Raw genomic sequence first — 13,941 nt, forward strand, 5'->3', positions numbered from 1 at the left:
GCCAAGGCGGTTCAGGTGAGGGCCTTGGCCAGGGCGCGCGCGGTCCGGCAGCGGAAGAGGGTCTCGACGTCGACGGGGCGGCCCAGCACTGCCTCAAGCCGGCCTGCCAGGCGCAGCGCCGACAGCGAGTCGCAGCCCAGGGCGAACAGGTCGTCGTCCGCGCCGACGAAGTCCCGGCCGAGCACCTCGGCGATCAGGTCGCACAGTGCCGACCGCCCCGGGCCACGGGCGGACGCCGGTTCGGCTGCCATGAAGCGTTCCGTCGGTGCGTCCATGGCCTGGGGCAACTCGGTGAGCAGCGCGCGCAGCCGGTCCGCCGTCTGCTGGGCGAACTCCCGGTCGATCAGGTCGGGGCGGTGGCTGATCTCCAGTCGGAGCCGGGTGCCGGGGGCGACCATCAGCTTCAACGGGTAGTGGTAGCCGTCGTAACCGGTGACCTGCACCAGCCCCAGACCGTCGTCCGGTCCGCTCGGCAGCTCCTCGGCCGTCGGGAAGTTCTCGAAGACGACGCAGCTGTCGAAGAGCGTGCCCAGCCCCGCGGTCCGCTGGATGTCCGGCAGGGGCAGATGGTGGTAGGGCAGGAGTTCCGCGTGCTCCGCCTGCAGCCGGGCGAGCAGATCCGCCACCGGCTCGGCGGGATCCAGCCGTACCCGCACCGGAACGGTGTTGATGAACACCCCCACCATGTCCTCGACACCCGGCAGTTCCGCCGGGCGGCCCGAGACGGTGGCGCCGAACACGATGTCACGCTGGAGCGTCCGCCCGTGCAGGCACAGCGACCATGCGGCACGTACCAGCGTGTTGGGCGTGATGCCCTGGTGACGCGACACCTCGTGCAGTGCGTGGGTCTCGGCCTCGGACAACTCGACGACCAGGCTCTTCGGCAGTGCCCGCACCCGAGCGGTGTCGTCGTCCGCGGTGAGCAGTGTGGGTTCCTTCAGCCCTGCCAGCGCCTCGTGCCAGGCGGACCGGGCCCGGCCCTGGTCCTGGGCGGCCAGCCACGACAGGTAGGCACGGTAGTCGGGAGGCTCCGGCAGGGCCTCGTTGCTGCCGTTGCTGCCGTTGCTGCCGGCGCTGCCGTCGCCGTACAACCAGAGCAGGTCGCGCAGCAGAAGCGAAGTGGTCCAGCCGTCCACCAGCAGGTGGTGCATGCTCAGGACCACCTGCCAGCGGTCCGGGGCGAGGCCGATGCAGGTGCAGCGCATCAGTGGCGGCGTGGCCGGGTCCATGCGCCGGTGCCGGTCGGCCTTGAGGAGGTCCGTGAGCCGCTCGGCCCGATCCCGCGGTTCCAGGTCCGTGAGGTCGTGCGTGTACCAGGGCATGCGGACGTCGTCCGGTACCACCTGCACCGGCTCGCCCGATCGCAGCTGCAGGAAGCCTGCCCGCAGCATGGGATGGCGCCGCAACAGTGCGTCACAGGCGGCCCGCAGGCGTCGTACGTCGAGCGCCCCCGCCACTTCCAGCGCGATCTGCACGTTGTACACGTCCAGGCTGCGGCTGTCGTACCGGGCGTGGAAGAGCAGTCCTTCCTGCAACGGTGTCATCGGCAGCACGTGGGAGACGGGCAGGCCCGTCCGCGCGCCGAGCCGGGTCAGTTCCGCGGCGTCGGCCTGGGCGGCCGACGCGGCGGACACCGCCCGGGTCGCCGCGTGCGCGACGAGCGCGCCCAGCGCGGTGAACCACAGCCGGGCCAGTTCCGAGGCTTCGGCCTCCGTCAGATGCAGCCGGGCCCACAGCCAGTGGGCGACCAGGCGCGGCCCCGCCGGGCCGCCGTCGACCACCGCGTTGACCTCGACGATGTGCCGCATCGGCATCCGCGGATCCGCGCCGACCGGCAGCGCGTCCGACTCGGGCGCCACGTCCCAGTCGCCGTCTCCCGAACCACGCCCTCTGCCCAGGTAGTTGAACCCGACCTGAGGGCTGGGAAAGTCCTTGAGGTCGGCGGCCGTGTCCCGGTTCAGATGGCGTAGCAGGCCGAAGCCGATGCCGTTGCGGGGCACCTCGGCGAGTTGGTCGGCGACCCGGCGCACCGCCGCACCGAGCCGCGGGTCGGCGGGGTCGCCGTCGGCGCTCCAGCCGTCGATCCCCGCGTCGATGCGAACCGGGTACAGGGAGGTGAGCCAGCCGACGGTGGCGGACGGGTCCACGTCCTCGTCGAGCTGCTCGCGGCCGTGGCCCTCGACGTCGACGAGAACGGCCGTGCCGTCCGGCAGGCGCGGCCGCCAGGCGGCGAGTGCGAGTGCCAGACCGGCGAGCAGCACCTCGTTGGTGCGGGCGCCGAACGCGGCGGGCACGGTCGTGAGCAGCGGGGCGGTCAGTTCCGTCGGGAGGGTGAGGACGCGCTCCCCGGCCGTGGCGTAGATGTCGTGGGCGGCGGACAGCGGGACGTCGCTGATCTGGACGCTGCGCCCACCCAACGTCCGCTTCCAGTACGGCATTTCCCGCACCACTTCGGAGCTGTGCGCGGCCGCACGCAACCTGTCGCTCCAGTCCCGCAGGGTGAGTGGCACCGGCTCCTGGCGCGGGACGGTTCCGGTCGTGGCGCCGTGCCACGCGGTGTACAGGTCGGTGAGCAGGACCCGCCAGGAGACCGCGTCCACCGCCAGGTGATGGACGGTGACGAGCAGTCTGCCCTGGCCGTCCGGGCCCGCATCGAACCATGTGACCCGCATCATCGCGCCTTCGTACGGCGCGAGTGCGGCAGCGTCCTGCCGGGCGCAGCGGGTGATGCGATCCCGCAGGGCGTCCTCGGCCAGTCCTGACACCTCGACCCGGCGCACGGCGTCCACCAGCGCGTCCCGGTCGACGGGTGCCAGTACCAGACCGCCACTTCCGTCGAGACGTCCGCGCAGTGACTGGTGGCGTTCCGCCACGGCCTGCGCGGCGGTGATCAGGTGGTTCAGGCCGAGTCCCGGCGGGACGCGCAGGAGAGTCGACTGGTGGAAGGCGTCGATGGTGCCGCGGTGTTCGTGCAGCCAGTGCATGATCGGGGTGGCGAGGGCCGTCGCGGAGCCGTGGTGGTCCGCCCTCGTCTCCGCCGTCGTCTCCGCCCTCGTCGCGCCGGAGCCCCGCTGGGGGGTCTCGGCGTGGGCGGGCTGGCGGTCCCGTTCCGGGGTGCCCTGGGTGCTGGTTCGGGTGGTGCCGGCGTTCTGCTGGAGGAAGCGGGCGAGGGCGGCGGCCGTGCGGTGGGTGAAGAGGTGCTTCGGGGTGAGGTGCAGACCTGCTTTGCGGGCGCGGGCGACGAGTTGGATGGCGGTGATGGAGTCTCCGCCGAGGGTGAAGAAGTCGTCCCCGGCCCCGGGGCTGTCCAGGTGCAACACCTGCGCGAACAACTGGGTCAGGGTGTCTGCCACGTTCCCTTCGGACGCCTCGGGTCCGTCGGCAGCTCCGGTCGCCCCGGCATTTTCGGCTTCCCGGGCCTTTGCCGGCGCCTCGGCTTTCCGGCGCGCGGCGGTTCCCGGAGCCGGCTCCGGCGACGGCCGGTGGTCCTCGGCGGGGATCGGCTCGTGCGCGGGGAGCGCCGCCCGGTCCACCTTGCCGTTGGGGGTCACGGGCAGCGTGGGGAGCGTGACGAACGCCGACGGGACCATGTACGCGGGCAGCCGCGCCGCGATCCGTTCGGCGAGTCCTGCCGTCCCGCTCTCCGGGACGTCGGATGCCACCACGTAGGCCACCAGCCGGGGTGCCCCGCGTCGGTCCTCCCGTACGGCCACCGCGGCCTGGGCGACAGCGGGGTCGGCCACGAGCGCGCTCTCGACCTCGCCCAGCTCGATGCGGTATCCGCGGACCTTGACCTGGTCGTCCAGCCGGCCGCCGTACATCAGCATCCCGTCGTGCCGCCACCAGGCCGCGTCGCCGGTGCGGTACATCCGGCCGCCGGGGGTGCGGAACGGGTCGGCCACGAAGCGTGCCGCGGACAGCCCCGGGCGGTTGACGTATCCGCGGGCCAGCACGTCACCGCCGATGTACAGCTCGCCGGGTACGCCCACCGGTACGGGGCGCAGGAAGCCGTCGAGGACGTAGAGCCGGGCGCCGGGCACGGGCACGCCGATCGGCACCGCGCCCTGCGGCAGCGGGGCGCCGGGCTCCAGCCGGTACTCCGTGCAGCCCACGGTCGCCTCGGTGGGGCCGTACTCGTTCACGACCGTCGTCCCCGGGTGGCGTGCGCGCCATTCCGCCAGCGCCTCCCCGGTCAACTGCTCGCCACCGAGCACCAGTTCACCGGAGGGCGAGTACCAGTCGTCCGACGCCACCAGGATCGGCAGGTGGCTGGGGGTGGCCTTCACGAACGAGGGGGGTCGCCGGTCGCCGACCGGGGCGTCGAAGTCCTCCAGGTCGACGACGCGTACCAGCCCGCCCGTGACGAGCGGGCCGAAGAGGCCGGTGACGGTCAGGTCGAAGGAGGGCGGCGAGTGCACCAGCGCCTGTTCGGCGAGGCCGGGGTACGCCGTGCTCGCGAAGGCGAGGTAGCCGTCGACCGTGCGGTGCTCCACCGCAACGCCCTTGGGGCGGCCGGTGGACCCGGAGGTGTAGATGATGTACGCGAGATCCTCCGGCCGCAGGGGCCGGCCGCGCTCGGTGTCGTCCACCGGGTGCGCGGACAGCAGTGCCAGCTCGGCCTGGACGACGGGGTCGCCGAGGGGGAGCAGTGACGGGTGTCCGGCGAGCCCCGGATGGCCCTGGTCGGCGCAGACGACGAGTTCGGGAGCCGCGTCGGCGAGCATGAACGCGACACGTTCCGCCGGGTAGCCCGGATCGACCGGTACGTAACAGGCGCCCGCCTTCAGCGTGGCGAGCAGCGCGACGACCAGGTCCGTGCCGCGCGGCAGTGCCACGGCGACCGCGTTCCCGGGCCGCACTCCGCGGCGCAGCATCAGCCGGGCGAGACGGTTCGCCGCCTCGTCGAGTTCCCGGTAGTCGAGAGCGCGCTGTCCGTCGGTCACGGCCGGAGCGTCGGGCGCTCGCCGCACCTGCGCCGCGAACCGCTCGACGAGTGTGGCGGCCCGGCGGCCGGCCGCCCGCTCGGCGCCGGGGCGACGGCTCCAGGCGCCGAGCACCAGCTGCCGCTCCTCCCCGGTCAGGAGCGGGACGGCTGCCACGGGAGTCTCGGCCGCGTGGGTGAAGGTGTCGAGCAGGAGGCGCAGCCGGGAGGAGAGCAGCTCCATGCGTTGCTCGTCGAACAGGTCGGTGCGGTAGTTGAGTTCGAGCCGCAGACGTGGTCCGGGCACGGCGACGACGCTCAGCGGGTAGTGGGTGGAGCCGCTGATCTGCTGCTCGGCCGCGTCGGCTTCCTCCGGCAGCGGCCCCAGGCGCAGACCGGGCGCGATCTCCTGGACGGATGCCCAGTCGAAGGGCGCGTTGCCGAAGCCTGTCGAGGTGTCGTAGAGCGTGCCGAGCCCGGCGAGGCGCTGCACCTCGTCCAGACCGATGTGCTGGTGGGGCCCCAGCGCGAGTTGTTCGTCCTGCACGCGGGTGAACAGTCGGGCCAGCGACTCCTCGGGGGCCAGGCGGATGCGGACCGGAACCGCGTTCATCAGCAGGCCCACCATGGAGTCGACGCCCCTGAGGTCCACGGGACGCCCGTGTACGGTCTGCCCGAACACCACGTCGTCGCGCCCGGTCAGCAGCGACAGCAGCAACGCCCACACGCCCTGCACCACCGCATTGAGCGTGAGGTGGTGCGTCCGGGCGGTGGCGGTGAGCGCCGCGGTCGCCTCTTCCGACAGGATCAGCGGGAGCATCGCGGGCATCGCGCCGGCGCCCGCCGGGGCCGCACCGGGGGCCACGAGAGTGGGTTCCTCCAGCCCGTGCAGTGCCTGCTGCCACGCCTGATGCGCCGCGGCACGATCCTGCCGGCCGAGCCAGCGCAGGAAGTCGCCGAACGGGGCCACCGGTCCGAGACCGGCGGATGGGGCTGCGGTGTCCTCCGGCTCGTCGAGGCCGGGACGTCCGTACAGCGTGCACAGGTCTTTCAGCACCAGGGGCAACGACCAGCCGTCCAGCAGGATGTGATGGTACGTCAGAACGAGTACGTGCCGCTCCTCGGTCAGCCGGATCAGGGCGAACCGCATCAGTGGGGGCGCGGCCATGTCGAAGCGCCGCAGCCGGTCCTCCTCCATGAAGGCCAGGAGCCGCGTGCGCCGGCCCTCCTCCGGCTCCCCCGTCAGATCGTGCTCCGTCCAGGGCGTCGTCACGGTGCGCCGGACGAGCTGCACCGGCTGCCCGTTCGCGCGTACGCGAAAGCCCGTCCGCAGTACCGGGTGGCGGGCGAGCGTCGCGGCGCAGGCGGCGCGCAGTCGTGCGGGGCGGACGTCGCCGTGCAGCTCGAAGGCGGCCTGGATGGTGTAGACGTCCACCGCGTCACTGTCGTACAGCGCGTGGAAGAGCATGCCCTGCTGCATCGGCGTGAGAGGCAGTGCGGACTCGATCGGCGACTCTGTCACTTCGTTCACAGATAGCTCCCCAGGGGGCGGACAAGGGTGGCTGCGCGAGAGCGCGGAGGGAGGGGGACGCGGGTCGGCCCGGTGGGGGGAGGGGAAGACGGCGCGGACGACGCCGCGACGCCGTCGTACGGCCGGCGGCGGCAGGGAGGGTGCGGGACCGTCCGGTTCAGCCCCGGGTGATGAGGTCCGTCATCGAGACCAGGACACGGCGTGCGCCGGTGAACGCCTCTCGGCCGTGCGACCAGCGCATGTTGTCGATCACCATGAGGTCGTGGAGCTCCCAGTCGAAGCGCTGCTGGCGACGCTCGAACGCCGACCGCACGGCGGCCACCGTCTCGTCGGGGATCGGCTCCCCGTCGCCGAACAAGACGTCGTTGGGCAGCCCGTCTCCTCCCAGCACGGCCACCAGGGCCGCACGCACTTCCGGGGCGAGCGAGGACTGGTGGAACAGCACGAGGTGGTTGAACCACAGGCGTCGCCCGGTGCGTGGGTGCGTCGCGAGGGCCGGCGCTCGGCGCAGGGTGCGCAGACAGTCGTCCGCCAGCCACTCCCACTCCAGACCACCCTCGGCGCAGAAGCGGTCCACCTCCGCCCGGTCGTCGGTCTGGAAGGCTTCGCGCCAGTCCATGCCGACACCGCTGCCGTAGTTGCGCACATAGCGCAGACCGCGCCGTTCCACGGTCTCGACCACCTCCGCCGGGATGTCGTCGAGCACGCGCGTGACGTCCGTGAGGGGGGTCGCGCCGCCGGTCAGGGCCGGAGTGGCGGAGAAGAACGCAAGCCGTGCGGGCCAGGCGCCGGCGTACGAGGACTCGCAGTGCTGCGGGATCACCTCGCGCGCCGGGTACTCGGTCGAGGTGAACACCCCGTCGCCCACCTGGCTCCGGGGCGTGGACCGCTCCGTGTACGCCAGCGGCTCGAAGCCGAGCCATTTCAGGGCCCGCTCGAAGTCCTCGGTGCCCTCGGCCCGGGCGCCCCGGACCAGCGCCGCACCGTTCTCGGCGACGGCCTCGTCGATCATCCGGGCGTGCCCGTGCGTGAAGGACGCCAGCCCTTCGCCGTGTGCCTCGAACACGCTGATACCGGTCAGATCGTTCAACTCTCACAACTCCCTGGAAACTGGGTGGCGAACCGGTACCGCCCGACGAAGCCCGTACGGCCGGGACCGGTCAGCGAAGCGTCGCGGCCGGCCGGTCGAGCACCGCGGACGCCTCGGCCGACCGGCAGTCGCGCCCACCGGGCCGGAGCTGCCGGGTGCACGCGCCACCGTCGCAGCCACGCCGCACGTCAGCTGCTGTCCGCCCACCGGCGGATCCTCGGTACCGGGCCGGGACCCGGTTCGCGCTGCGGGGCGCGCGCCGAAGCGGGCCCGGCCGCGGTAGGCGTACGCATCTGGCTTCCCGCCCCTCCTCGTGTGCCGCGGCCGGCGCGGGACCGGGGTCCTGCGTGGCCAGCTGTCCCGCCCATCGTGGCGGGACCGCGGGAGCGGGACCAGGCATATGGACCGGCAACCGGTCTGCCGCCCAATTGCCCTGCCGATTCCTGGAGGCGGGACAGGCCCGGCGCGCACACTCGGTGCGACGACCACTGTTTTCGAAGAGGTGTCCGACATCATCCTGGCCGCGACCGTGCGGCGGTCACCAGGCAAGCGGGCGGTAACTCCACCGGCGTCGGGCGGCAGCTTCGCCGGGCCTCGCGATTGCCGGTCGGTTGCCTGGTGAGCGGTTGTGCGGGAAGTGCAGCATCGTCTCGAATTGCCGGCTCCCGGCTCACCCCAGAGAGCGGTTCACGAGAGAGCGGTTGACACGCCGAATGACTTCACGCGACGCAGTGACCTCACACCATCCCGCGGGCAGCGGCCTCCTCCCGCTCACGGTCGCCCAGCGGGGAGTCTTCTACGCCCAGCAGCTCGACCCCGGCAATCCCGCCTACAACACCGTCGTCGTCATGGAGATCCACGGGCCGGTGGACGGCCGCCTGTTGGCGCGTGCGGTCCGCCGGGCCGAGGCCGAGAGCGGAACCTTCGACGTGGAATTCGTCGAGCTGCCCGACGGCCCCCACCAGCGCCCCGTCGCCCCGGGCTGCTCGACCTGGCGGGAACTGGACCTCAGCGGTGAGACCGATCCCTTCGGCGCGGCGCACGAGCTGATGGAGCGCGACAGCCGGACCGCGAACGACCTGTTCACCGACGTGCTGTCGGTGCATGTGCTGATGCGCGTCGGCGACGACCACTACCTCTGGTACCAGCGCAGCCACCACATCCTGTCCGACGGCTACGGCTCGGTGCGCCACTCCCGGCGCATCGCCGAGGTGTACGAGCAACTGGCCGCCGGCGAGGAGGTCTCCGGTCGGCCGCTCGGCCGGCTCACCGACCTGCTCGCGGACGAGGCCGAGTACCGGGCGTCCGCGGACTACACGGCGGACAAGGAGTACTGGACCGGCGCATTCGCCGACCGGCCCGAGACGGTCAGCCTGGCCCCCGGCGTACCGACCGGCGCCTCGGCCCGCGCCCTGGCCGCGACCAGTGAACTGCCCCACGCCGAACTGCGGGCGCTGCGCACCGCCGGGCGGGAAGCCCGTACCTCGTGGAGCGTGGTGATGCTGGCGGCGGTCGCCGCCTATCTGCACGGCATGACCGGAGCCACCGACCTCGCCATCGGAGTGCCCGTCGCCGCACGGGTCGGAGCACGCTCCGAGAACGTGCCGGGCATGGTCTCCAACACGCTCCCGCTGCGGCTTTGCGTCGATCCCGGGGCGAGCCGCAGCGAGCTGGTGCGGCACGTGGGACAGCGGCTCGGGCAACTCCTCGCGCACCAGCGCCACCCCTACGACGACCTGCGGCGCGACCTGCGGATGCTCGGTGCGAACGAGCAGCTGTTCGGCGTGCTGGTCAACATCATGCCGGCCGGCTCCGAGAGCAACTTCGCCGGCCGTGCGGCCACGTTGACCGCACTGTCGGGCGGACCCGTCCACGACCTCAACCTCACCTGCCACCCGGGGCCGGACGGTCAGGGCATGCGGATCGAGTTCGAGGCCAACCCCGATCGCCACACCGCCGACGAACTCGCCGCGCACCAGCGCCGTTTCATCGACTTCCTGACCCGTTTCCTCGGCGAGCCCGCCGGCCGGGTGCTGGCCCGGACCGATGTCCTGACAGCGGCCGAGCGCGCTCGGGTGCTGGCCGCCGGACAGCTCCCGGGCCCTTCCGCTCCGGTGCCCGCGCGCACGTTCCCGGACCTGTTCGAGGAGCAGGTCCGCACCGCTCCGCACCGTCCTGCGGTGATCTCCGCCGCCGGAACCCTCGATTACGCCGAGCTCAACGCCCGCGCCAACCGGCTGGCCCGGGCGCTGGTGGAGCGCGGGGCCGGGCCCGAGAGCGTGGTGGCCGTCGCCCTGCCGCGCGGCATCGCCGCCCTGACGGCTGCCGTCGGCGTACTGAAGTCCGGCGCGGCCTACCTGCCCATCGACCTCGCCCACCAGCGGGCGCGGGTCGCCACCATGCTCGACGACACGGCGCCGGTGCTCCTGCTGACCACGCGCGCAGCCGATGACCCCGCCCTCGCCCCCGATGTGGTGCGGCTCCATCTGGACGCCGAGGCCGACGCCGACGCCGACGGCCCCGCCGGTCAGCCCGTGCCGGGACTGCCGGATACCGATCTCACCGACGCCGACCGCCGTTCGCCGCTGCGGCCCGCCCACCCGGCGTACGTCATCTACACCTCCGGTTCGACCGGCAACCCCAAGGGTGTCGTCGTCCCGCACACCGGCCTGGCCGGCCTCCTCGCCCACCAGAAGACGCTCCTGGACATCACCCCGGGCACCCGGGTGCTGCAGCTGGCATCACGGGGCTTCGACGCCTCGATATGGGAGCTGTGCACCGCGCTGTTGACCGGAGCGGCCGCCGTCGTCGCCCCGGCGGAGCGGCTCGCCCCCGGGCCGCAGTTGGCCGGCCTGGTGCGCGAACTGGGCGTCAACTGCCTGCTGATGGCCCCGTCCGCCCTGGCCGCCATGGCGCCGGACGGTTTGCCCGAGGGCGTCACGCTGGTCGTCGGCGCCGAGGCGTGCGCACCGGAGCTGGTCGCCCGGTGGTCCCCGGGCCGGCGCATGGTCAACGCCTACGGGCCCACCGAGTCCACGGTCATCGCCACCCAGACCCCGCCGCTGTCCGGCCGGACCGTCCCACCCATGGGCCGTACCGTCCCCGGCACCCGGGTCCGGGTCCTCGACACCGCCCTGCGGCCGGTTCCGCCCGACGTCGAGGGCGAGGTGTACCTGAGCGGCGACGGGCTCGCCCGCGGCTACCTGAACAACCCCGGACTGACCGCCGAACGGTTCGTCGCCGACCCGTACGGGCCGCCCGGCACCCGCATGTACCGCACGGGCGACCTGGCCCGCTGGACCGCCGACGGTGAACTGACCTACCTCGGTCGTAGCGACAGGCAGGTCAAGGTCCGCGGATTCCGCATCGAGCCCGGTGAGATCGAGAGCGTCCTCGCCCAGGCACCCGGCGTCGGTCGGGTGAGCGTCGTCGCCCGTGAGGACCGGCCGGGCGTGCGCCAGTTGGTGGCGTACGTCGTGCCGGTGGCAGGCGCCGAGCCGCTCGACGCGACCGCGCTGCGCGGCGCCGTCGGTCGTGCGCTGCCCCCGTACATGGTCCCGGCCGCCGTGGTGTTCCTGCCCGATCTGCCGCTGACCACGAGCGGCAAGCTGGACCAGCGGGCGCTGCCCAGGCCCGAGTACACGGGCTCCGTCACCGGGCGCGCTCCGCGCGACGCACGCGAGGCCACGCTCTGCGAGCTGTTCGGTGACGTGCTCGGCGCGAGCCGCGTGAGCATCGACGACAGCTTCTTCGAGCTGGGCGGGGACTCCATCGTCGCGGTCCGGCTCGCTTCGCGGGCCACCCGTGCCGGCATCCCGCTCACCCCGCAGGCGGTGTTCGCGCACCGGACGGTGGCGGAGCTGGCCGCCCATGCCACCGAACCTGTCGAGGAGTCGACCCAACTGCCTGTGACACAAGACCAGTTGGTCTCGTTGGAAGTCGGCGAGCGAGCCCGTCTGGAGCAGGCGTGGCGGCACCTGGACACGACGGGTGAGGGCCCCGTGGCGGATGTGCTGCCGCTCGGCCCCCTCCAGCAGGGGATGCTCTTCCACGCCGGGTTCGCCGAGGGAGCCGACGCCTACACCGTGCAGAAGGTCTTCGGGCTGTCCGGTCCGCTGACCTCGGGCGCCTTCCGACGCGCCTGCCAGGCCGTGGTGGAGCGGCACACCGCCCTGCGGGCCGGATTCACGCAGTCGGCGGCGGGTGAGCCGCTGCAACTCGTCGCCAGGCATGTCGAGGTGCCCGTGCACGAGCACGATCTGCGCGGACTGCCGCCCGAGGAGCGGGACCGGCGCCTGGCCGACCTGCTCGCCCGGGACAAGCGGACCCGGTTCGACATGTCCGCGCCGCCGCTGCTGCGCTTCGGCCTGATCCGGCTGGCGGACGAACGGCACCTGGTCGCCCTGTCGAGTCACCACATCCTCTTCGACGGCTGGTCGGTGCCCCTGATCCTGCGCGACGTGCTCGCGTTCCTGCACGGTGAGGAAGCGGAGCTGCCCGCACCGGTACCGTTGCGTGCCTTTCTCGCCTGGGCCGCGAGCCAGGACCGGACCGCTGCCGAGCAGGCATGGCGGGGGGCGCTCGCCGACCTCGACGGGCCCACGCTGGTGGCCCCCGCCCGCCCGGCTCCCGCCGACTCCCTCCCGGGCCTCCTGGTCACCGAGCTGCCCGCGAGCCTCACCGCAGCCGTGGAAAGCACCGCCCGCACACGTGGCCTGACCCTCAACACCGTGATCCAGGGGGCGTGGGCGCTGCTCCTGAACACCCTCACCGGCCGTGACGACGTCGTCTTCGGCGGTACCGTCTCCGGTCGTCCGCCGCACCTCGCGGGGGTGGACGAGATCGTCGGCCTGCTGATGAACACCCTCCCGGTCCGGGTCCGCCTCAAGCCCGGTGAGCCACTGGCCGCACTGCTCGCCCGGGTCCAGGACGAACAGAGCGCGCTCGTCGGACACCACCACCTCGGCCTGCCGGATCTGCACCGGCTCACGGGACACGGCGAGCTGTTCGACACCTCGGTCGTCTTCGGGAACGCGCCGATCGACCGCGAGGAGATCCTCAAGCAGGCCAGGGGGCTGCGCGTCACCGTCGAGGAGTCCGACCCCACCGGTGGTACGCACTATCCGCTCAGCCTCTCCGTGGTGCCGGGCGAGCGGTTGCGACTGGAACTCACCTACCGGGGCGACCTGTTCGAGGCGGCTGACGCCGAGACCTGCGTCGGTCGGCTGCGCCTGGCCCTGGAAGCCTTCGCCACCACTCCCGACCGGCTGGTCGGCCGGCTGACACTGCTCACCGACGCCGAACGGCCCACCCCGGCACACGGCACCGACGACACCGCGGGCGAAGCCCCGACCACCACACTTCCGGCCCTCTTCGCCGCGCAGGCACGACGCACCCCGGACGCCGTCGCGGTCGTCTGCGACGGCGAGCGGATCACCTACGCGGAGCTGGCCGCCCGCGCCGGCCGGCTCGCCGGCGCCTTGGCCGCCCAGGGCGCGGGCCCGGGGCGGATCGTCGCGGTCCGACTGCGCCGGTCCATCGAGCTGATCGTCGTCCTGCACGCGATTCACCTGGCAGGCGCCGCGTACCTGCCGCTCGACCCGGACTACCCCGACCAACGCATCCAGCACATGCTGGCGGAGACCCGGCCCGTCCTCGTCGTCGACGACGCCTTCCTGGCCGGCCTCGGACCGGAAGCCGCCGTCCCCGCGCCGGCCCCGGACCTGCGGCCCGAACACCCGGCGTACGTGGTGTTCACCTCAGGATCAACGGGCCGTCCCAAGGGGATCGTGGTCACCCACGCGGGCATCACCAACTACCTGGCCGGCATGCAGGAACGCCACCCGCTCAGCACGGCCGACCGAGTGCTGCAGCGCACCTCGCTCAGCTTCGACCCGTCGGTGTGGGAGATCTTCTGGCCGTTGCAGCAGGGAGCCGCCGTGGTCGTGGCCCGGCCCGACGGCGAGGTCGCCCCCGGCTACCTGCCCGAGCTGATCCGTGAGGAACGGGTCACCGTCGCCCAGTTCGTGCCGTCCACCCTGGAGGTCTTCCTGCGCGAACCGGGCAGTGACCGCTGCGACAGCCTCACCCGGGTGTTCGTGGGCGGCGAGCAGCTGACGGGAGCGTTGGCCGACCATTTCCATGCCGTGGTCGGAGCCGAACTGCACAACCAGTACGGCCCCACCGAGGTCTCGGTCTACACCACCACCGGTCGCGCCGCGGCAGGCGAGAACCCGGCCGCCGTACCGGTCGGCACCCCCCTCACCCACCTGCGTGTGTATGTGTTGGACGGGTTTTTGCGGCCGGTTCCGGTGGGTGTGGTGGGGGAGATTTATATCGCTGGTGTGGGGGTGGCTCGGGGGTATGTGGGTCGTCCTGGGTTGACGGGTGAGCGGTTTG

General features: G+C 72.7%; 3 protein-coding genes. 1 reads left to right on the forward strand and 2 read right to left on the reverse strand.

The window, feature by feature from the left end:
- Nucleotides 1-11: 11 nt before the first annotated feature.
- Both ACLJT4_RS38905 and ACLJT4_RS38910 read right to left on the reverse strand, forming a co-directional pair.
- Nucleotides 12-6,452 (reverse strand): amino acid adenylation domain-containing protein, encoded by a 6,441-nt coding sequence (locus tag ACLJT4_RS38905; RefSeq protein WP_411129777.1) that lies wholly within the window; start codon nucleotides 6,450-6,452, stop codon nucleotides 12-14.
- Nucleotides 6,453-6,609: 157 nt separating this feature from the next.
- Nucleotides 6,610-7,542, reverse strand: a complete 933-nt coding sequence (locus tag ACLJT4_RS38910; RefSeq protein ID WP_411129778.1) for a TauD/TfdA family dioxygenase — start codon at nucleotides 7,540-7,542, stop codon at nucleotides 6,610-6,612.
- A 731-nt stretch (nucleotides 7,543-8,273) separates the two neighbouring features.
- On the opposite strand from ACLJT4_RS38910, the gene ACLJT4_RS38915 reads away from it, so the two are divergent.
- A partial coding sequence (locus tag ACLJT4_RS38915; protein ID WP_411129779.1) for an amino acid adenylation domain-containing protein occupies nucleotides 8,274-13,941 on the forward strand: 5,668 nt, incomplete at its 3' end.

It is taken from the genome of Streptomyces sp. x-19 (genome assembly GCF_046549115.1).
In the GTDB taxonomy this organism is placed as follows: domain Bacteria; phylum Actinomycetota; class Actinomycetes; order Streptomycetales; family Streptomycetaceae; genus Streptomyces; species Streptomyces albulus_C.